At 43.4% G+C, this 21836-nt stretch carries 20 protein-coding genes; 17 read left to right on the top strand and 3 right to left on the bottom strand.

What is annotated here, in order from left to right:
* Nucleotides 1–152 precede the first annotated feature (152 nt).
* From AC3ISE_RS20260 to uvrA, 4 genes are all read left to right on the top strand, one after another.
* Entirely contained in the window at nt 153–1742 is a 1590-nt protein-coding gene (locus AC3ISE_RS20260; protein ID WP_070876464.1) for a peptide chain release factor 3, read from the top strand.
* Between the two features lie 15 nt (nt 1743–1757).
* Entirely contained in the window at nt 1758–1997 is a 240-nt protein-coding gene (locus AC3ISE_RS20255) for a DUF2198 family protein (protein ID WP_489222364.1), read from the top strand.
* A gap of 315 nt (nt 1998–2312) precedes the next feature.
* Nucleotides 2313–4295, top strand: a complete 1983-nt coding sequence (gene uvrB, locus AC3ISE_RS20250) for an excinuclease ABC subunit UvrB (RefSeq protein ID WP_489222363.1) — start codon at nt 2313–2315, stop codon at nt 4293–4295.
* Nucleotides 4296–4301: 6 nt separating this feature from the next.
* Complete coding sequence (gene uvrA, locus AC3ISE_RS20245; protein ID WP_489222362.1) at nt 4302–7178, top strand: excinuclease ABC subunit UvrA; 2877 nt, start codon at nt 4302–4304, stop codon at nt 7176–7178.
* 237 nt (nt 7179–7415) lie between these two features.
* On the opposite strand, the gene AC3ISE_RS20240 is transcribed toward uvrA, so the two are convergent.
* Nucleotides 7416–8773 (bottom strand): IS3 family transposase gene (locus AC3ISE_RS20240; RefSeq protein WP_489221085.1). Its coding sequence is split into 2 segments (ribosomal slippage): nt 7416–8302 and nt 8302–8773, totalling 1359 coding nucleotides; the frame shifts between segments, so codons are not numbered across the junction.
* 268 nt (nt 8774–9041) lie between these two features.
* Between AC3ISE_RS20240 and AC3ISE_RS20235 the strand changes: the two genes are divergently transcribed.
* The 4 genes from AC3ISE_RS20235 to AC3ISE_RS20220 all read left to right on the top strand — a co-directional run bounded on the left by AC3ISE_RS20235 (nt 9042) and on the right by AC3ISE_RS20220 (nt 11213).
* Nucleotides 9042–9362 carry a magnetosome magnetite crystal formation protein family gene (locus tag AC3ISE_RS20235; RefSeq protein WP_489222361.1) on the top strand — a complete coding sequence of 107 codons (321 nt, stop codon included), beginning with the start codon at nt 9042–9044 and terminating at the stop codon, nt 9360–9362.
* A 186-nt stretch (nt 9363–9548) separates the two neighbouring features.
* A complete protein-coding gene (locus tag AC3ISE_RS20230; RefSeq protein ID WP_489222360.1) occupies nt 9549–10637 on the top strand; it encodes a DUF4097 family beta strand repeat-containing protein in 1089 nt (362 codons plus the stop codon).
* 5 nt (nt 10638–10642) lie between these two features.
* Nucleotides 10643–10852 (top strand): PspC domain-containing protein, encoded by a 210-nt coding sequence (locus AC3ISE_RS20225; protein WP_070876458.1) that lies wholly within the window; start codon nt 10643–10645, stop codon nt 10850–10852.
* The gene (locus AC3ISE_RS20220; protein WP_070876457.1) at nt 10845–11213 is read left to right on the top strand and encodes a phage holin family protein; all 369 of its coding nucleotides are present in this window, start codon (nt 10845–10847) and stop codon (nt 11211–11213) included. The genes AC3ISE_RS20225 and AC3ISE_RS20220 overlap by 8 nt, the downstream gene beginning before the upstream one ends.
* Before the next feature lie 75 nt (nt 11214–11288).
* Here AC3ISE_RS20220 and mscL read toward each other — a convergent pair whose 3' ends face one another.
* The gene (mscL, locus tag AC3ISE_RS20215) at nt 11289–11678 is read right to left on the bottom strand and encodes a large conductance mechanosensitive channel protein MscL (RefSeq protein ID WP_070876456.1); all 390 of its coding nucleotides are present in this window, start codon (nt 11676–11678) and stop codon (nt 11289–11291) included.
* Between the two features lie 111 nt (nt 11679–11789).
* On the opposite strand from mscL, the gene AC3ISE_RS20210 reads away from it, so the two are divergent.
* Nucleotides 11790–12695, top strand: a complete 906-nt coding sequence (locus AC3ISE_RS20210; RefSeq protein WP_489222359.1) for a metallophosphoesterase — start codon at nt 11790–11792, stop codon at nt 12693–12695.
* Between the two features lie 24 nt (nt 12696–12719).
* Here the strand turns inward: AC3ISE_RS20210 and AC3ISE_RS20205 are convergent, their stop codons facing one another.
* Complete coding sequence (locus AC3ISE_RS20205; RefSeq protein ID WP_489222358.1) at nt 12720–13412, bottom strand: N-acetylmuramoyl-L-alanine amidase; 693 nt, start codon at nt 13410–13412, stop codon at nt 12720–12722.
* A 391-nt stretch (nt 13413–13803) separates the two neighbouring features.
* Between AC3ISE_RS20205 and hprK the strand changes: the two genes are divergently transcribed.
* From hprK to hisD, 8 genes are all read left to right on the top strand, one after another.
* Nucleotides 13804–14739 carry an HPr(Ser) kinase/phosphatase gene (gene hprK, locus AC3ISE_RS20200; RefSeq protein ID WP_070876453.1) on the top strand — a complete coding sequence of 312 codons (936 nt, stop codon included), beginning with the start codon at nt 13804–13806 and terminating at the stop codon, nt 14737–14739.
* Between the two features lie 24 nt (nt 14740–14763).
* On the top strand, nt 14764–15582 hold the full coding sequence (lgt, locus tag AC3ISE_RS20195) for a prolipoprotein diacylglyceryl transferase (protein WP_489222357.1): 819 nt from the start codon (nt 14764–14766) through the stop codon (nt 15580–15582).
* Between the two features lie 4 nt (nt 15583–15586).
* Nucleotides 15587–16537 (top strand): nucleoside recognition domain-containing protein, encoded by a 951-nt coding sequence (locus AC3ISE_RS20190; protein ID WP_489222356.1) that lies wholly within the window; start codon nt 15587–15589, stop codon nt 16535–16537.
* Nucleotides 16527–17168, top strand: coding sequence for a pyrophosphatase PpaX (gene ppaX, locus AC3ISE_RS20185; RefSeq protein WP_489222355.1), 642 nt, complete (start codon nt 16527–16529; stop codon nt 17166–17168). Before AC3ISE_RS20190 ends, ppaX begins: the two co-directional genes overlap by 11 nt.
* A gap of 2 nt (nt 17169–17170) precedes the next feature.
* Nucleotides 17171–17692: an acyltransferase gene (locus AC3ISE_RS20180; RefSeq protein ID WP_489222354.1), complete on the top strand. Its 522-nt coding sequence runs from the start codon at nt 17171–17173 to the stop codon at nt 17690–17692.
* Nucleotides 17693–18759: 1067 nt separating this feature from the next.
* Nucleotides 18760–19935 carry an ATP phosphoribosyltransferase regulatory subunit gene (locus AC3ISE_RS20175; protein WP_489222353.1) on the top strand — a complete coding sequence of 392 codons (1176 nt, stop codon included), beginning with the start codon at nt 18760–18762 and terminating at the stop codon, nt 19933–19935.
* Entirely contained in the window at nt 19928–20566 is a 639-nt protein-coding gene (gene hisG / locus AC3ISE_RS20170; protein ID WP_309193023.1) for an ATP phosphoribosyltransferase, read from the top strand. The genes AC3ISE_RS20175 and hisG overlap by 8 nt, the downstream gene beginning before the upstream one ends.
* The gene (hisD, locus tag AC3ISE_RS20165) at nt 20563–21831 is read left to right on the top strand and encodes a histidinol dehydrogenase (protein WP_489222352.1); all 1269 of its coding nucleotides are present in this window, start codon (nt 20563–20565) and stop codon (nt 21829–21831) included. The genes hisG and hisD overlap by 4 nt, the downstream gene beginning before the upstream one ends.
* Nucleotides 21832–21836: the final 5 nt, after the last annotated feature.

Here is a 21836-nt window from a genome sequence, read left to right as displayed (position 1 = left end):
TTTATTATTATCGGCGCAGTCGTGATGGCTGCAGTGAATGTGCTCTTTTTTACAGCGCCGGTATAAAGCAGGAGAAAGTCCAGAGTGAAATTGTTCTATTGCTCCAAATGTGATATATTTCAAACGAAGTAAACTTTGTGAGGGTAATGTAAATGAACATAGATAATGAAATATCAAAGAGACGGACTTTCGCCATCATCTCCCATCCGGATGCGGGAAAGACGACACTAACAGAGAAATTATTATATTTCGGCAAAGTCATCCGTGAAGCAGGTACGGTTAAAGGGAAGAAGACGGGCAAATTTGCGGCTTCCGACTGGATGGAAATTGAAAAAAAACGCGGAATCTCCGTTACATCAAGTGTCATGAGCTTTCCATACCATGATTTCCACGTAAACATTCTGGACACTCCTGGACATGAAGATTTCAGTGAAGACACATACCGCACGCTTACAGCAGTAGACAGCGTAGTGATGATCATCGACTCTACAAAAGGGGTCGAGCCTCAGACGATCAAGCTTTTCAAAGTCTGCCGCATGAGAGGCATCCCTATCTTTACATTTATTAATAAGCTTGACCGTGAAGGAAAAGATCCGCTTGAGCTGCTTTCTGAGATTGAGGAAGTACTCGGCATTGAATCTTATCCAATGAACTGGCCGATCGGCATGGGTAAGCGTTTCCTGGGCATTATCGACCGTGAACAGCATACCGTCGTACAGTTTAAAGGAAACGAGCAGGAAGAAATCATCCCTTCAGATGAAGTAGATGCAAGTGAGATTGGCAGCCATCCGACTTATTTGGAAACAAAGGATGAAATGGAGCTGCTTGAGGAAGCCGGCAATCAGTTCGACGCTGAACGTGTTAAGCGCGGAGAATTAACACCTGTCTTCTTCGGAAGTGCGCTTGCGAACTTTGGTGTAAAATCATTTTTTGATGTGTTTTTACAATATGCCGTTCCTCCGCAGCCGCGAAGAACAAACCATGGCTTCATAGCTCCTGAGACAGAAGATTTTTCAGGCTATATCTTTAAGATTCAAGCCAATATGAATCCTGCCCACCGCGACCGCATCGCATTTCTGCGCGTGTGCTCCGGACGATTTGAGCGCGGCATGAGCGTGCAGCTGAGCAGAACGAATAAAACGCTTAAGCTGAATCAGACGCAGGTGTTTATGGCAAAAGACAGAGAGACAGTTGATGAAGCATTCGCAGGCGACATCATCGGAATCTATGATCCGAACGTTTATCAAATCGGCGATACTTTAACGGTTGGAAAAGAAGGCTATCATTATGATGAGCTTCCACAGTTCCCGCCGGAGATGTTCAAAAAAGTACGCGTGAAAAACGTCATGAAAGCGAAGCAGTTCCGTAAAGGAATTGACCAGCTTGTTCAAGAGGGCGCCATCCAGTATTTCCGTCAGGATTCAACGGACGACATCATTCTTGGCGCTGTCGGACAGCTTCAGTACGAGGTATTTGAATACCGGATGAGAGCTGAGTACAACGTAGAAATCGAATTTGTTCCTATGGGCGACCGTATTCCAAGATGGATCGGCAATGAAAAATTCGAAAAACGCTTCTTTGATTCAAGAAGCCTGCTTGTACGCGACCGCAATGATCAATATGCAGTCCTCTTTGAAAATGATTTTACCTTCAGACATTTTAAAGAAAATCACAAAGAGATTGAATTGATCGATCTTCTTCAGGAAAACGACTATCAAAGCTTTTCTGCTTCAGAGAAGTAAGCAGGAGCTGATTCCATGTTACTAAAAGCCGTTTTGGCCCTGACTCTGCCTTTTATTATTTTGACATTGTTTGCCAGGGTCTCATATAACCATTACGTAGCGACTGTCCTGACCATTGCACTTTTAGCTGCAGCATATACAAAAGGCTATATGGATTCATGGATCATCATTGTTTTAGATGTGATATCCGTTACGGCCGGATTCTTGTATGCGGCAAAAATGGCACGGCGCACAAGACGCGAAAAAACGAATTAAGACTTAAACCTGTTCCCTTTGGGAGCGGGTTTTTTGTTTTACAGCGGACCCAGTGTCATTGATGTATCAGTCTCAAATGGACTTTTATCCGTTTTCATGTTTTCACCGCCTGGCTGCTGCCGGTTTACCATCCCTCCTAAAAAGGTATTGAAAAAGATAAGTCAGGCATTTAAATAGCAAAATCAGGCGATAATGATAGAATCAAATACAAAATGTCGAACGAAACATACGAACTATAGTTCGTATTTTTGGTGATTTTTCACTCGTTTATGGTAAAATATGAATACTGATTACATATGAATGGAGGTCCTCCTGTTGAGCGATCGTTTTGATTTAGTCTCGAATTATAAGCCAGAGGGCGACCAGCCTCAGGCTATAAAACAGCTCGTCCAGGGCATTAAAGAAGGAAAGAAGCATCAGACGCTTCTTGGCGCTACAGGTACAGGGAAGACGTTTACCGTTTCAAACGTCATCCAGGAAATAAACAAACCGACGCTGATTATTGCTCATAATAAAACATTGGCGGGACAATTATACAGCGAATTCAAAGAGTTCTTTCCAAACAACGCAGTCGAATACTTCGTCAGCTACTATGATTATTATCAGCCGGAGGCCTATGTGCCGCAGACTGATACATTCATAGAAAAAGACGCAAGCATCAATGATGAAATCGATAAGCTCAGACACTCCGCAACAGCCTCGCTGTTTGAGCGGAAGGACGTCATTATCATCGCGAGTGTATCGTGCATTTACGGCTTGGGGTCGCCTGAAGAATACCGTGACCTGGTCGTTTCTCTCCGCACGGGCATGGAGATTGAACGCAATCAGCTGCTCAGAAGACTTGTTGATGTGCAGTATGAAAGAAATGATATTGATTTTAAGCGAGGGACCTTCAGAGTGCGCGGAGATGTTGTGGAAATTTTCCCGGCATCAAGAGACGAGCAGTGCGTCAGAGTTGAATTTTTCGGCGATGAAATCGACCGGATCAGAGAAGTGGATGCACTAACGGGCGAAATCAAAGGAGACCGCGAACATATCTCCATTTTCCCTGCATCTCACTTCGTTACCCGCGAGGAAAAGCTGAAGGTTGCGATAACGAATATCGAGCAGGAGCTTGATGAACGGCTGAAAGAGCTTCATGAGAACGGCAAGCTGCTAGAAGCTCAGCGGCTCGAACAGCGTACCCGCTATGATCTTGAAATGATGCGGGAAATGGGCTTTTGTTCAGGGATTGAAAACTACTCAAGACACCTGACGCTTCGCCCTGCTGGTTCAACTCCATATACATTGCTTGATTTCTTCCCGGAAGATTTCATGATTGTCGTGGATGAATCCCACGTGACCATTCCCCAGATCAGAGGAATGTTCAATGGTGACCAGGCAAGAAAGCAGGTGCTCGTTGATCACGGGTTCCGTCTGCCATCAGCAAAAGACAACCGTCCGCTTCAATTTGAAGAGTTTGAAAAACATATCAATAACATTCTGTTTGTATCGGCCACACCAGGCCCATATGAGCTTGATCATACACCAGAAATGGTTCAGCAGATCATCCGCCCGACGGGACTTCTTGATCCGACCATTGATGTAAGGCCGATCCAGGGTCAGATTGATGATCTGATCGGTGAAATTCAGGCAAGAACAGAACGCAATGAGCGTGTACTTATCACAACACTGACGAAGAAAATGTCAGAGGATCTGACTGATTATCTGAAGGACATTGGCATCAAGGTGAACTACCTGCATTCGGAAATCAAAACTTTAGAGCGGATTGAAATCATCCGTGAACTCCGGCTTGGGAAGTATGACGTTCTGGTCGGAATCAACCTTCTGAGAGAGGGGCTCGATATTCCTGAGGTGTCCTTAGTAGCCATTTTGGATGCAGATAAGGAAGGCTTCCTGAGATCTGAGAGATCGTTGATTCAGACGATCGGACGTGCAGCCCGGAACTCAAACGGACATGTTATTATGTATGCCGATAAAGTGACGAAATCAATGGAAATTGCCCTGAACGAAACGAAACGCCGCCGCGAAACGCAGGAGGCTTTCAATAAAAAGCACGGCATTGAGCCAAAAACGATACAGAAAAAAATTCGCGAAACGATTCGCGCTGTTATTGCACCGGAGGATGGGGAAGAATTGGGTGCACAAGTTCCAAAGCTCGGCAAGCTGACGAAGAAAGAGCGCGAAAAGGTTATCGAACAAATGGAAGCAGAGATGAAAGAGGCTGCAAAAGGCTTGAACTTCGAGCGTGCAGCTGAGCTTCGCGATCTGATTCTAGAGCTAAAAGCGGAAGGATGAAACTAGATGGCAATTGATAAAATTATTGTGAAAGGTGCGCGCGCTCACAACTTAAAAAATATAGATGTGACGATTCCGCGGGATAAGCTTGTGGTTCTGACAGGCTTATCAGGTTCGGGGAAATCGTCGCTTGCATTTGATACGATTTATGCAGAAGGCCAGCGCAGATATGTTGAATCTCTTTCTGCTTATGCCCGTCAGTTCCTGGGGCAAATGGATAAGCCGGATGTCGATTCAATTGAAGGACTTTCACCTGCGATTTCAATCGATCAAAAAACAACCAGCCGCAATCCGCGTTCAACCGTCGGAACCGTGACAGAAATTTATGATTACCTGAGACTTCTATTTGCGCGTGTAGGCAGACCGACCTGCCCGAATCATGACATTGAAATCTCATCACAGACGATTGAGCAAATGGTTGACCGGATTTTAGAATATCCCGAACGTACAAAGCTTCAGGTCCTTGCACCGATTGTCTCCGGCCGAAAAGGGACTCATGCCAAGGTTTTTGAAGAGATCAAAAAGCAAGGGTACGTAAGGGTTCGCGTAAACGGCGAGATGATGGAGATCGGTGATGAGATTACCCTTGAGAAAAACAAAAAACATAGTATTGAAGTAGTAATTGACCGTATCGTCATCAAAGAAGGAATTGCAGCCCGGCTTGCAGATTCGCTTGAAGCTGCACTTGGTCTTGGCGAAGGCAGAGTCATGATTGATGTCATTGGAGAAGAAGAGCTTCTTTTCAGCGAGCATCATGCTTGTCCGCTTTGCGGATTTTCAATCGGCGAGCTGGAACCGAGAATGTTTTCTTTTAACAGTCCGTTCGGTGCATGTAATGAGTGTGACGGCCTTGGAACGAAGCTTGAAGTCGATGTAGACTTAGTCCTTCCAAACAAGGATTTATCATTAAAGCAGCATGCGCTGGCTCCGTGGGAACCGACGAGCTCTCAATATTACCCTCAGCTGCTTGAGGCTGTGTGCAATCATTACGGCATCCCGATGGATGTTCCTGTAAAAGAAATCCCATCCCACTTGCTGGACAAGATTTTATACGGCAGCGGAAACGATGAAATTTACTTCCGCTATGAAAATGACTTCGGTCAGGTGCGTGAAAATTACATTCAGTTTGAAGGCGTCATCCGTAACGTAGAGCGCCGCTATAAGGAAACAAGCTCAGACTATATCCGTGAGCAAATGGAAAAATACATGGCACAGCAGGCCTGCCCTAAGTGTAAAGGCCATCGTTTGAAAAAAGAAAGTCTGTCTGTGCTTGTCGATGGCCATCACATTGGGAATGTCACTTCTTTATCTGTTCATGAAGCCATCGATTTCTTTGAAAAGGTCAACTTGACAGAAAAAGAAATGCAGATTGCAAGACTGATTTTAAGAGAGCTTGAAGAAAGGCTCGGCTTTTTAAATAATGTCGGTCTTGATTACCTGTCTTTAAGCCGTGCTGCAGGAACACTTTCAGGCGGAGAAGCACAGCGGATCAGGCTTGCGACTCAGATTGGTTCTAGATTAACAGGTGTTCTGTACATTCTTGACGAGCCTTCAATCGGACTTCATCAGCGTGACAATGACAGGCTCATCCAGACGCTTCAAAGCATGAGGGATATCGGCAACACCCTTATCGTTGTTGAGCATGATGAAGACACAATGCTCGCTGCCGACTATTTAATAGATATCGGTCCTGGAGCAGGCGTTCATGGAGGGGATATTATCTCTGAAGGAACACCCGAATATGTGATGAATGATAAGAATTCCTTAACCGGCCAATATTTATCGGGCAAAAAATTCATTCCGCTGCCGGTAGAACGCAGAAAACCGGACGGCCGTTTCATTGAGATAAAAGGCGCTAGCGAAAATAACCTGAAAAACGTTTCAACGAAGTTTCCGCTTGGCACGTTTGTGGCCGTTACTGGAGTATCGGGATCCGGCAAGAGTACGCTTGTAAATGAAATTCTTCATAAGTCACTTGCTCAAAAGCTGAACAAAGCAAAAACGAAGCCTGGGGAGCATAAAGAAATCAAAGGAACAGAAGAGCTTGATAAGGTCATCGATATCGATCAATCGCCGATTGGCCGGACTCCCCGCTCTAACCCGGCAACCTATACAGGTGTTTTTGATGACATCCGCGACGTTTTTGCCACAACAAACGAAGCGAAGGTGCGCGGCTACAAGAAAGGCCGCTTCAGTTTTAATGTAAAAGGCGGCCGCTGTGAGGCATGCCGGGGAGACGGAATCATCAAGATAGAAATGCATTTCCTTCCTGATGTTTATGTACCATGCGAAGTGTGCCATGGAAAACGGTATAACCGCGAAACACTGGAAGTGAAATACAAAAACAAAAACATTGCTGACATTTTAGAAATGACCGTTGAAGATGCAGTCGCATTTTTCGAGAACATTCCTAAAATCAGACGGAAGCTCCAAACCATTTATGATGTAGGACTCGGATACATTACACTTGGTCAGCCTGCAACAACCCTGTCGGGAGGAGAAGCGCAGCGTGTAAAGCTTGCTTCTGAGCTGCATCGCCGTTCAACAGGACGTTCACTGTACATTCTGGATGAACCGACAACAGGCTTGCATGTGGATGACATTGCAAGACTATTGAAAGTCCTTCAGCGCCTCGTCGAAAATGGAGATACTGTCTTAGTGATTGAGCATAACCTTGATGTCATTAAAGCAGCAGATTATCTGATCGATCTTGGACCGGAAGGCGGAGATCACGGCGGACAAATCGTCGCAACAGGAACTCCGGAACAGGTTGCCAAGGTAGAAGGATCTTATACAGGCAAGTATTTAAAGCCTATCTTAATAAGAGACCGCGACCGGATGAAAAAGGCCATAAAAGAAAAAGAAGCAGTAGCCAAAGCCTGAAAGAGGGACGGGATTGTCCAATAAGTCTCTATAATGAAGCAGGGAGGAAAAACAAATGTTATTTCCTTCCGGCTTTTTTCTGTAGGCTCTTTTCATAAACTTTGTTGTTTTTAGACTCCATGTTACTAACTTTAAGTGGATTGCAGCGGAAGGAACTTGACTCCTGCGGGAAATAGAGCGAAGTGGGAGACCCCGCAGGCACGTGCACTGCCCCCTATAAATTGGACACTTTATTTACTAAGCAGCTTGCTCAAAACTAGTTCGATAAGACACTGGACTTTTACGTTGTAATCGTGATTTGATTCTCAAATGATTGTAGTAGTGTATATACTCTTCGAGTTCTTTCTTGAAGTGGTCTATACTCTCGAATTGTTGTAAGTACAGAAATTCTGATTTCAATATCCCGAAAAAGTTTTCTATAACGGCGTTGTCGTAACAGTTTCCTTTTCGAGACATGCTTTGAGTAATGTGATTTTCTTTTAATATGTGCTGGTATCGAGGCATTTGATAATGCCAGCCCTGGTCAGAATGAAGTAAGAGTTCGTCGTTTTCGTTCACGCGCTGTAGGCCTTCTATCAACATCGTCTCTACTAAATCAAACGTAGGCCTTGTATTGAGCGTATACGTGATAATCTCGCCATTAAACAGGTCCAGAATAGGGGACAGGTATAATTTCTGTCCAAACAATTTAAATTCCGTGATGTCTGTCACCCACTTCTGATTTGGTTTTTCGGCCTTGAATTTACGATTTAAGATGTTTGGAGCTGTTTTTCCGACCCCGCCCTTATAGGATTTGTACTTCTTCATTCGTACGATGCATTGAAGCCCTATCTCTTTCATAATACGAAGGACTTTCTTCTTGTTAATCATATACCCTTTGGCTTGAAGGACATCTGTGATACGGCGATGGCCAAGGCGTCCTTTGTGCTTACGGTAAATGAAGCGAATTCTCCTTTTCCACTTGCGGTCAGGATCCGGCTGTTTCCATAATTGAACGCGGTGATAGTAGGTGCTTTTCGGCAAATCAGCAATCTTCACCAGTTGGTTAACAGGGAATTCGTGCCTTAGTTCATAGATTACTTGCGTTTTGAGTGTTTTACTGATTCTTTCTGAACTAAGGCTCGCAGCTTTTTTAAATACGCATTCTCCATACGAAGAAGTTCGTTTTCTTTTTTCAGTTCTTCTATAGATGGGTCAGAGGAATTTTCTTTCTTATTCTTTTTCTTTTGATTATGAGATGACATGGCAGATGGCCCCTTTTCCTTTATTTTAAGGGCATCTTCACCACCAATCTCCCACTTTTTCTTCCACCTACGGAGCATACAAGGATCTGGTAGGTGGAAAATGGCCGATGCCTCTCGAATCGAGTAATTCGTTTCATTTGTAAATTGAATTACCCTCAGTTTAAAGGCTGGCGAATAGTTTGTATAGGGAAAGGAGAATGCTTGGTCACCATGATGTTTGAACAGCATCACCCAGTTTCGGAGAACGGAGTGATCGACTCCAACCTCTTTAGCTAATTCTCGATAACTTACTAAACCATTCAAATAACGTTGTACGGCTTGAATTTTTTCTTCTAATGTAAAATTACGCAATTGAAGTACACCTCCTGTTGTTAGATGTGTGTCCAACAATAGGGGTGCACTTCAGCACGTCGAGGAGGCTCCCACGCTCCCCGCGGAAAGCAAGTTCCTGGAGCGGAAAGGAACGGACAACATTTATAGTCGAAAACAACAATTTTTGCGATGGCGGATATCAGGAAGATAAATTCCTGAAATAGGCCGGTACTTATACTCGCACAAAAATTTAATGAAACTTATCACTGCTTCAATCGTATAGTAGTTATAAGGAGTTGAAAATCAAATGAAAACAGATAAATTACTCTCATCATTATGCTATTTCAGTATTTTTTTCGCGCCGTTTTTGTTTCCCATTATCGTCTACTTTATTTCAGATGAGCGAGAAGTGAAGCAGCATGCGAAAAAATCATTGCTGTCACATATTATTCCAATCATAACGATCATTTTGCCGTTCTTTATGATTTTGTTTGCAGGCATGTCAGGTTCACCTGAAGCTTTTGCAGTAGGAGTGGTCATTTTTGGATTTATCTTGGTTGGAGTAGCGAACCTTGCTGCGTTTGTTTATAACATTGTGCAGGGGATAAAAATTTTAAAAACGGTGTAATTCCAAAGCTTTGGGTTTTTGCTCAAGGCTTTTTTTAAAAAGGCTATTTTCGTTAATATTGTTGCTAATGGATTAAATGTTAAAAGCCTTAAGTGGAACGGAAAGGAGCGGGCAACATTTAAAATGTAAAACAATAATCTATGCGAAAACAGCCTTTAAAAATACATATTCAGGGGGATGGGAAACGTGAAGGATCAAAGAAAGCGCATTTTGGATTTAGTTGAACAGGGTAAACTGTCGGCAAGTGAAGCACTGACTCTCATAGAAAAGCTGGAAGAGGAATACAATCATAAAGAAAATGAAATGCTGACGTCTTTATCTTCAGATAGTTTCTCAAAGGATCCTTTTGTAGAAAAAGAGAAAACCGCCGGTTCCTCTCTTTCTTCAAAGCTTGTCACCTTTATTGATACAGCAGTCAAGAAGGTAAAGGAGCTTGATCTCGATATAAATTTTGGCGGTGCTCTTAATGTTCAGCACATCTATCAGTTCAAGGATGCTGATATCCGTGACTTTGATATTCAATTAATCCACGGCAGTGTAAATCTGCAATCCTGGACTCAAAGTGATGTTCGGGTCGAGTGCGATGCAAAAGTTTACCGGGCAGAGAATCAGGAGCTTGCGAGAGAAACCTTTATGCAGAATGTTGATTGTTCAGTGGACGGTTCAAAGTTCCGTTTTTACACGGAAAAGAAAACTGTAAAAATCAACATGACTTTGTTTGTGCCGGAAGAACAGTATGAGCTTGTTAAAATTAAGCTGTTTAGCGGCCCAATCAGAGGGGAAGATTTAAACGTAAGGGATTTTAATGCGAAAACGGCAAATGGTGTCATTTCTGTCCTTAATTTTAAGGGTGAAAAAATAGAAGCTGAAACAGCAAATGGTCAAATCCGCCTGACAAATATTGAGGCGGCACATACTGAAGCAGAAACAATCAACGGTCTTATCCACTTGAACGGAAAAAGTGAGAGAATCGATGTTCAGAGCTTTAACGGAAATATCATCGTTAAGCTTGAAGACGAAAGATGCCACACTCTTTACGCGAAAACGGCTACTGGAAACGTAGACGTGTATGTTCCGGAAAATGTGAAAATAAACGGTGAACTGAAATCGAATTTAGGTTCAGTGGCTGCTGATTTAAAGGATCTTGAAGTGCTTTTTGAAAAGAATGAAACCGTTCAAAAGGAGCTTAGGTTCAAATCGATTGCAGCGTCAGAACAAACGATGTCTGTTTTTGCAGATTCTAAAACAGGCTCCATTCTATTAAAAGAGAGGTAATCCAAATGAAAAAGAAATTATATCGATCCAAATCAAAAAAAATGATTGGCGGCGTCATCGGAGGCTTGGCTGATTACTTAAATATGGACGTGACCCTGCTCAGGATTCTATTTGTGATTCTATTGCTCACCACTGCCTTTTTCCCATTCGGTCTCATCTACTTGGTGATGATCTTCCTGGTACCAAATGAGGGGGATGTCATTAAGCATGATTAGATGGGCCATCAGTATTTTGGTCAATGCCCTCATACTGATTGTCGTATCAGGGTACTTTGATTCTTTCCACATCAGCGGCGTAGGAGCCGCCATTCTCGCAAGTTTGCTCATTTCTGTATTAAATGTTCTGGTGAAGCCATTCCTTATCCTGCTGACTCTGCCTGTTACGGTGGTAACGCTTGGGCTTTTCCTGTTTGTCATCAATGCGATTACACTGATGATTGCACAGGGGATTATGGGAGATTCCTTTAACATTGATGGTTTTGGCACAGCCATCTTAGCTTCGATTGTTATTTCGCTGCTGCACTTGCTGATTCAAAAAGGCGTCGTTGAGCCGCTTAGAGAAAGTAAAAAGAAATAGACAAAAGGCGGAATCCCGGGGATTCCGCCTTTTTGGATGCCAAAAATTATATGGTTTTCAGCATCATGCCAGCTCTTAAAATTCTCTTTCCTGCTGAACATCCTTCTTCAGCAAATCACGAATTTCCGTGAGCAGCTTCTCTTCATTTGTTAATGTTGGGACAGGTTTTTGCTCATCTTTTCTTTTAAATCGTTCAAAGAATCGAATGAATAAAAACACGGAAAAAGCAATAATGAAGAAATCAAGAACGGTCTGCAGAAATGCTCCGTATTTTATAATGGCATCACCGAATGGGTATTGCAATTTTGAAAAATCGACTCCCCCAAGCAGGACGCCAAACAGCGGCATGACAATGTCATTCACAAGAGAAGTGACAATTTTGCCGAACGCTGTTCCGATGATAACCCCGACTGCCAGATCAATCACGTTGCCTTTGATGGCGAACTTTTTAAATTCCTTCAGCATATGTACGTCTCCTTGTTTTGGTTTCCATATCTAGTATAGACCAATGATGATAAATGTAAATCGGGAACATAAGGACACGCTAGATGGGTACGCTAAAAATGGGTGAAAGTTATGAAAAAAACGTTGTTTGCGGCAGTACTGCTGCTGATTTGTTTAACTGCATCTCCTGCGTACGCGAAATTTTCATTTGAAGAAGGCGACGCGACGATTGTATGGCTTACTGATACTCAATATTACGCGAAAACCTATCCGGAAATCATGATTAAACAAATACAGTGGATTATTGAAAATCGGGATAAATACAACATTCGATATGTTTTTCATACAGGTGATCTTGTCGATCAGCCGAATGATGATGTGCAATGGGAGAGGACAGATCAAATTTTAAAAATGCTTGATATGACAAGAATTCCATATGGCGTTTTGGCGGGGAACCATGATTTGGTTCATACTGAACAGCCCTATAAAGTGTTCACGGATCATTTCGGCTATCACCGGTTTATCCGGCAGCCTTTTTATGGAGGTTCTTTTGAAAATAACCGCGGACATTATGATCTTCTGACCATCCACAACCAGCCGTATATTATGATTTATATGGGATGGGATGTGAACCGGAGCGGTCTCAGGTGGCTGAACAAGGTTTTGAAGGACTACCGTGATCACACGGCTATTCTCGCTTTTCATGATTATTTGAACTATAAAAATGAAAGAAGTCCCGCAGGCGAGGAGCTGTATAACAAAGTTGTTTTAAAAAATCCAAATGTGAAAATGGTCTTATCCGGCCATTATTACGGAACAGGATTCTTGGAGACCAGAATTTCAGAAGATCAAAGAGTTTTTCAAATGCTTGCGAATTATCAGGCTGAAAAGCACGGGGGCAATGGCTTTATGCGTCTTCTGTTTTTTAAGCAGGACCAAACCGAAATTCAGGTCGATACTTACTCTCCCTACTTGAATAAATTCCGATCTAAGAAGCACCTGCCAAAAGAGAGATTTCTTTTGAAAATAAAAGAGTAGAGACAGATGACTGCCTCTACTCTTTTATTCGTACAAAACTATGACATTATATCCCTTATTTTTTAATTCATTGGCAAGGGCAACGGCATTTTCTTTTTTCGAGAAAGCACCGACTTGTACTTTGTACACCTTTCCTGGTAAGGATGGAGCGGATGGGGCATTATTTTTCAAATTGAAAAAGGATACAAGTGCTTCAGTAATCGCCGCTGCACATATTTTGCGGTAAGCTGCTGATTTTAAAGCCTGGGCTTCTTCTTGATTGGTCATAAATCCGCATTCAATTAAAATAGCGATCATTTTTGCTTCCCGCAGCACATGGAAGTTGGCAAGCTTAACACCGCGGTCATTCCGTTTTGTTTTTTCTATCAGCTTCCTCTGAACCGCTTCGGCAAGTGCAATGGCTTGTTGAGGTTTTGAATCATGAACATACGTCTCGATCCCCTTTGCATCATTCCATGCTGTGCCGTTTCCAAAGGCGTTGGCATGTATCGAGATGAATACATCTGCCTTTGCAGCATTGGCCTTATCGGTTCTCTCTTTCAGCGGGACATCACGTGTGTCAGAGTGAGTAAAAAGGATAGTGACATTTTCATACCCGGCCAGAAGGTCCCTCATTTCATTGGCAACAGCACGATTAAATTCATATTCTTTCATACCGTCTACGGTTCTCTTTCCGGATGTTGAATAGCCATGTCCGGCGTCAATTGCAATCTTCACGTACAGTCCTCCTTTTAAATGGTCTTTACCCTACTAATATATTGCCTCATGTGCGATAGAGTAGCGGTGATTGTCCTATGTTTTTGTGAAAACAGAGAAGAAAGTTTAAATGGCTGTGAAAGGATTCCCCGTTTCCGTTTAATAGGTAAAAGTGCTAAAATAAGAGAGGATTTTATACGAAAAGCGGAACCGACTGTTCAGACCCGAAAGACAGATAAGGATCAGCCAGTAAAGGCGCTTTTTGCCTTTGCTGGATGAGCCGTTCTGGCCGAGGGGCTAGGAGGTGGAGCTAGACACCACCGAAAAGCAAAAGCGCCTGGTTACGCGATGGAGCAAACATTTCGCAAAAATATCTACTTTTTTTAAAGCTTGATAAAGGAGGAGCAGAAAAATGGCAAAAGTCCGCACAAAAGATTTAATCGAAAAATTCCATTTAGAGCTGATCAGCGGTGAAGAAGGAATTAATCGTCCCATCACTACAAGTGATTTGTCCCGCCCAGGACTTGAAATGGCAGGCTTTTTTACATATTACCCGAAAGAACGCGTGCAAATACTCGGCAAAACAGAGCTGACGTTTTTTCAAAAGCTGACAGATGAGGAAAAGAAAAACCGGATGGATCAGCTTTGTACAGATTCAACCCCGGCTATTATTGTTTCCCGCGAAATGGAGATCCCGCAGGAATTAACGGATGCATCTGAGGAAAAATCAGTTCCGCTTCTGCGGTCCCCTTTAAAAACAACCCGTCTATCCAGTCATCTGACGAACTTTTTAGAAGGAAAGCTTGCACCTACAACTGCTGTTCACGGTGTATTAGTAGACGTATATGGTGTAGGGGTGCTGATAGTCGGAAAAAGCGGAGTCGGTAAAAGTGAAACGGCACTTGAGCTTGTCAAACGCGGCCATCGTTTAGTTGCAGATGACTGTGTCGAGATCCGCCAGGAGGATCAGGATACACTGATCGGAAATGCACCAGACTTAATTGAGCATCTTCTTGAGATCCGCGGTCTTGGCATCATCAATGTGATGACGTTATTTGGAGCAGGCGCGGTCCGCAGCTATAAACGGATTACCCTCATTATCGATCTTGAAATCTGGGATCCTAAGAAGCAATATGACAGATTGGGTCTTGATGAAGAGAAAATGAAAATCATCGACACAGATGTCCCTAAATTAACCGTGCCGGTCCGTCCTGGACGAAACTTAGCGGTCATCATTGAAGTAGCAGCGATGAACTTCAGATTAAAACGTATGGGACTGAATGCAGCTGAGCAGTTTACCAATAAACTAACCGATGTCATAACTGATACTGAGCATGACGACGCATAAACATCAATAGGGGGAGAATAGACAATGGAGGAGAATTTTACGCCGATCGATCCGATCTTTATTGAACTTGGACCGATTCAGGTTCACTGGTACGGGCTGATCATCGGGATAGGTGCTCTGCTTGGACTGTGGCTTGCAGTCCGTGAAAGTGAGCGGAGAGGTCTTCATAAAGATACATTCGTCGATTTAGTGCTGTTTGCGATTCCGATCGCGATTATTTGTGCGCGTATTTACTATGTGATTTTTCAGTGGGATTATTATTCTCAAAACCCGGGAGACATCGTAAAGATCTGGAACGGGGGCCTTGCGATTCATGGCGGATTAATCGGAGCATTTGTTACAGGCTATATTTTTGCGAAGGTAAAGGGGATTTCATTTTGGAAACTCGCTGATATTGGTGCGCCGAGCATTATCTTGGGGCAGGCAATCGGCCGCTGGGGAAACTTTATTAATCAAGAAGCCCACGGCGGCGAGGTAACCCGTCAATTTCTTGAGGGGCTGTACCTGCCTGAGTTTATCATCAATCAAATGTACATTAACGGTGCTTATTATCACCCGACGTTTTTATATGAATCATTGTGGAGTCTTGTTGGATTCGCCGGACTTATGCTTCTCAGAAAAGCCAATTTGCGCCGCGGAGAGCTATTCCTTACCTACATCATCTGGTATTCAATCGGCCGCTATTTCATTGAAGGAATGCGTACGGACAGCCTGATGCTGACGGAATCGCTCCGGATAGCACAAGTCATATCTCTAGTATTAATCGCGATTGCTGTTGCTGTATTGATTTTGAGGAGAGTCAAAGGTTATTCAAAAGAAAGATACTTAGAATCAGCCGAATAAGGGGATGTTTCTGATTAATAGCTTAAAAAAAGGACTTCAGGCAGGGCTTCAGACAACTTGGACTTTAGGCAAGGTTATTTTTCCGGTTACGCTGATTGTCAGTCTTCTTCAGCACACACCGGTTCTACCGTGGCTGATCAAGCTTATTCAGCCGGTAATGGGCATTTTGGGGTTATCAGGGGAAGCGGCAATTCCGCTTGTTCTTGGGAACATGCTGAATTTGTATGCGGGTATTGCTGCAATCCTGACGCTTGATTTATCCGTTAAGGAAGTGTTTATTTTAGCTGTTATGCTATCGTTCTCACATAACTTGATCATTGAATCGACAGTAGCTGCAAAGGTGGGAATCAAGCTTTGGATTATTCTCGCTGTAAGGGTAGGGCTTGCGGTCAGCTCTGCATTGATGATCAATTTATTATGGCAGGGCGGACAGGAAACGGCACAGTATGGGTTTATTCCAAAGGATACAGCTGATCCGGTTGGCTACCTTGAAATTGGTCTAAGCGCTGTTCAGAAAGCAGGCCTTGGTATTGTGCAGCTCGCTTTAATTGTCATTCCGCTGATGATTATTATTCAAGTGCTGAAAGATAAAGGATTTTTACTGGTTTTTTCAAGGTGGATGGCTCCAATTACAAGGATGCTTGGGATGAAAGAAAACACCTCGATGACATTGGTAGCCGGTTTAACGATTGGCCTTGCATACGGAGCTGGAGTTATGATTCAGGCAGTCGAAGAAGACGGCGTCAGCTATAAAGATTTAACGCTCGCCTTTATTTTTCTCGTCTCCTGTCATGCTGTGGTGGAGGATACTCTGATTTTCGTGCCGCTTGGCATTCCGGTACTGCCTCTGTTAATAATCCGGATTGTAACAGCGGTCGTTCTGACAATGGCGGTAGGAGCCATTTGGAGCCGATTTGAACATACAAGCAGAAAGGAAGCAACTTATGAGAATTAACACCGTACTGTTTGATTTGGATGGAACTTTGATAAATACAAACGATTTGATCATACAATCATTCCTGCATACACTGAATCTCTATTATCCGAATCAATATGGACGCGAGGATGTCCTCCCGTTTCTCGGACCTACCCTTCATGAAACGTTTGTGAAGATGGATCCGCTTCGTGTTGATGAAATGATCAGCACCTACCGGAAGTTTAATCATGATCAGCACGATCAATTGGTTACACAGTTTGAAACAGTCTTTGAAACGGTTCAGACTCTGCACGAAAAGGGCTATAAGTTAGGCATTGTCACAACTAAAATACGGGATACCGTCAATATGGGTCTTAAGCTTACTGGTCTTGGCCAGTTTTTCGGAACGGTCGTCACCCTTGATGATGTAAAGAATGCAAAGCCCCATCCAGAGCCGGTCTTGCTTGCTTTAGAAAAACTGAACAGTTCTCCTGAAGAAGCCATCATGGTTGGCGATAACCACCATGATATTGATTCAGGGAAGGCAGCAGGCACCAAAACGGCAGGTGTTGCTTGGACAATAAAAGGTGTGGAGTATTTGGAAGGGTTTAAGCCTGACTACATGCTGAACAAAATGAGTGATTTACTGAACGTGCTCGGAGACGAATAAGCGTGAGAAAAACGACGAGATACCCCGTTGAAGGCCCTAATTCGCTTTGGCATGTTTACAAAACCGTCCCTTTTTGGAAGGTCGTCCGCAACTTCATTGTCATTCAGCTTGCCCGTTACACCCCGTTTCTTTCAATGAAAAATTGGATGTACCGGAATTTTCTCGGAATGAAGGTGGGGCAGCACACATCCTTCGCCCTGATGGTCATGCTGGATGTGATGTTTCCTGAAAAAATCAAAGTTGGACGAAATACGGTGATCGGCTACAACACAACCCTGCTTGCACATGAATATTTGATCCGCGAGTACAGACTTGGTGACATCGTCATCGGCGACGAAGTCATGATCGGAGCCAATTCCACTGTCCTGCCAGGTGTTGAAATCGGAGACGGAGCCATCGTTTCAGCGGGAACGCTCGTTCATAAAGATGTTCCTGCGGGAGCCTTTGTGGGCGGAAATCCGATGAGGGTTATATTTACAAAGGAACAGATGGATTTGCGTGATGCAAAAGACACCAGCTTTTGAAGCTGGTGTCTTTTTGCATATGAATATAGATTGTATATTGCGGGAACTTGGCTGGGAAATTCGGAAAAAGCAGTTTTAGCGGTAAACAGGAATTTCACACGAGAAAACCTTTATATTTTTTGCAGAGTTATGAGATTTTTTAAAGACATTTTGGAATGGCTTCTAAATTAGATTGCATACTGTCGATACTGGGGAATTATGAAAAAATAGTTTGTTGGTTAACAAGAAGAGAAAATCTTTATATTAATAGCAGGATTATGAGGTGTCTTATTTGTGTGTAAAAAGATTGTACCTTGTGGGAACTTGGTTGGGGAATTCGAATCTTTTTGTGTGTGAAATAGCTTTCAAATCGTGCCGGTTACCTATGATTTCATTTGTTTTTTCTTACAGGTAGCTAGAAACGATATATCAAAAGGTTTTTAAAATCCAATAAACCTGCCATTAACAAATCAAATGATTCCTTTTGGTTTTCTCAACAAGGTTCCAATAATGTTCAGCTCATTTCATAAGGCTATTTTCGTAAATATTATTGCATTAAATGTTAAAAGCCTTTAGTGGATTGCAGCGGAAGGAACTTGACTCCTGCGGGAAACAGAGCAAATTGGGAGACCCGACAGGCAAAGCCGAGGAGGCTCCCATGCTCCCCGCGGAAAGCAAGTTCCTGGAGCGGAAAGGAACGGACAGGGTTATGAGGTGTTTTTTTGTAATAGCTTTCACTTCCTGAAGGTTATCTATGATTAGAAATGAGGCATGCCAAAGAGTTTTAAATATCTAACCAACCTGCCAATAAAATAAAGGTTTTCTCGTGTGAAATCATAAATTAACGCAACATATGATCTTATTCGAATTTCCGAACAACCTTCCAAAAAAATACTATCTGTTTTTACAATCAATAATAAACCTAATCAAACGTTTGTTTAAAGTTTTCTTTTTAGAGGAAATTCTTCAAATAAAGAGAATGATAAAGGAATATTCCTACTTGCGAACCTATCTTTATTTTGGTAGCATGTTACTATATTAGCGAGCTAAAGGATTCGGAACTTTTTGTGAAAGAGGTGCAAGTCAGCATGTTTATGTTTGAAAAACCTCTCGGGATGAGAGATACATTGCCATTATTGTATGAAACGAAAAAACAGCTTCGTCAAAAGATGACGGGTGCGATAGAGAAATGGGGCTTTCAATTTATTGAAACGCCGACGCTTGAATTTTACGATACGGTAGGTGTTCAATCAGCCATTCTGGAAGGCCAGCTTTTTAAGCTGCTTGATCAGGAAGGGCACACTCTGGTTCTTAGACCGGATATGACAGCGCCAATTGCAAGGGTGGCGGCATCCCGGTTTTATCAGGAAAATTATCCGCTCAGACTTGCTTATGATGCGAATGTTTTCCGTGCGCAGCAGCGTGAAGGCGGTCGTCCTGCTGAATTTGAACAAATTGGGACTGAGCTAATCGGTGATGCAACTACAAGCGGGGATGCAGAAGTCATTGCGCTTATGATTGCCGTTCTAAAAGAAGCGGGTCTTCAGGATTTTAAGGTCGCAATCGGGCATATTGGATTCGCGGATGCTTTGTTCAAAGAGATTCTCGGCAATCAGGAGCGCGCCGATGTTTTAAGAAGATACTTATATGAAAAGAATTACGTCGGCTATCGCGAGCATGTGAAGTCATTGCCGCTGTCGTCTATTGATAAAGGAAGATTGCTTCAGCTTCTGCAGCTGAGAGGCGGAGAAGATCAGCTATCGATTGCAGCAGACCTTGTTTCAAGTAGGGAAGGAAAAGAGGCTGCAGCAGAACTTGGCAAGCTTTGGTCACACCTTGAGGATTTCGGCGTGCTGGAATCCGTAAAGCTTGATTTAAATCTTGTCAGTCATATGAGCTATTACACAGGCGTTTTATTTGAGGTTTATGCAGGGAATGTCGGCTTTCCGCTTGGAAACGGCGGACGGTATAATCAGCTGTTTGAACAATTTGATACACCTGCAGCGGCTACTGGCTTTGGCATCCGCCTGGACAGACTGATCGAGTCTCTTGGAGAACAGGAAGAAACGCCTGATATACACTGTGTTCTTTACAGCCAGGAAAGAAGAACAGAGGCTCTAAAGTGTACGGCTGAGCTTCGCGGACAGGGAAAAAGAGTGATATTGCAGGATATATCCGGTGTAAATGATGTAGATGCCTATACAAAACAGTTTGCAGATGTGGCTTATTTTATTGGTTCGAGAAAGGAAGAGCAGGATGGGTAATATGCTTACAATCGCGATGCCGAAAGGAAGAATATTTGATGAAGCAGCGAACTTGCTCAGAAAAGCAGGCTATAAGCTGCCGCCTGAATTTGATGAGTCCAGAAAGCTTATTTTAGAAGTTCCGGCTGAAAACATGCGCTTTATTTTAGCGAAGCCCATGGATGTTACAACCTATGTTGAACACGGAGTTGCGGACATAGGCATTGCCGGCAAAGATGTCATGCTTGAGGAAGAGCGTGATGTTTATGAAGTGCTGGATTTGAAAATCAGCGACTGCTATTTGGCTGTGGCGGGTTTGCCTAATACGGGCACAACGGATGTTGCCCCAAAGGTTGCAACAAAGTATCCGGGTGTTGCATCTTCTTATTTCCGGGAGCAGGGGGAACAAGTGGAAATCATTAAGCTGAACGGGTCAATCGAGCTTGCTCCTTTAATTGGCCTTGCTGACCGCATTGTTGATATTGTCTCAACGGGAAGAACGTTAAAAGAGAACGGCCTGGTTGAACTCGAAAGAATCTGCAGTATTACTTCAAGGCTCATTGTGAATCCTGTCAGCTACCGAATGAAAGACGCACAAATTGATGAACTGGTCAGCCGATTATCAGAAGTTGTGGAGGGAGAAGCAGAATGAGGATTGAGAGACTTTCAGGAAATTTTGCCTCTCTAAAGCGTTCCATTGACTCTGGTACAGAAACACAGAGAGAGGCTGCTAAAAACATTATTGCAGAAGTTAAGCAAAAAGGGGATGCCGCTCTTTTCGCCTATGCGGAAAAATTCGATTCTGTCCGTCTATCAACTCTTAAAGTGACAGAAGCGGAAGTTGAGGCAGCTTATCAGGAGCTTGATCAGGAATTAGTTGAGGTTATCAGGGAAGCAGCTGAAAATATCCGTTTTTTTCATGAAAAGCAAAAGCGCGAGTCCTGGATTACATATAAAGAGGACGGAACAATGCTTGGACAGAAGATCACACCTCTGGATGCTGTCGGGGTATATGTACCTGGAGGCACTGCCGCTTATCCTTCTTCCGTTTTAATGAATGTCATTCCTGCACAAACGGCAGGGGTAAAACGGATTGTTCTGATTTCCCCGCCGAACAGGGAAGGTACGCTGCCGGCTGGTGTGCTTGTAGCGGCAAAAGAGCTTGGTATAGAAGAAATCTATAAATCAGGCGGTGCCCAGGCAGTAGCTGCCCTTGCATATGGAACGGAGACGATCAAACCGGTTGATAAAATTGTTGGTCCCGGGAATATCTATGTTGCTCTTGCAAAGCGGGAAGTATTTGGGGATGTCGATATAGATATGATTGCCGGCCCAAGTGAAATTGTTGTTTTAGCTGATCAGACAGCGAAGGCGAACGAAGTGGCAGCCGATCTGCTTTCACAGGCTGAGCATGATGTTCTTGCTTCAAGTGTGCTTGTGACGGATTCAATGGAGCTTGCAGAAGCTGTATCAGCAGAAGTCATCCGTCAGCTTGAAACTCTTCCGAGAAAAGAGATAGCTGGTCCATCAATTGATCAATACGGATTTATATATGTTGCCGAATCGCTGGATGAAGCGATTAACGCCGTAAATGAGCTCGCACCCGAGCATCTTGAGGTGTTAACAGAGAATCCGATGGAGCTTCTGAACAGCATTAGACACGCAGGCGCTATTTTCCTCGGAAGATACAGCTCAGAGCCTGTCGGAGACTATTTTGCAGGACCAAATCATGTGCTGCCTACAAATGGAACAGCCCGTTTTTCAAGTCCGCTGAACGTCGATGATTTTGTGAAAAAATCCAGCATCATTTCATACAGCGAAAAAGCGTTTCAGCATTCAGCCCATAAGATTGCAGCATTTGCCCGTTTAGAAGGCTTAGAAGCACATGCACGCGCCATCGAAGAGCGCTTAAAATAGGAGGA

The sequence above is a fragment of the Metabacillus sp. KH_069 genome (assembly GCF_057838075.1).
Note: the sequence above shows the minus strand (reverse complement) of the source record. Positions and strands in the feature narration are given on the sequence as shown.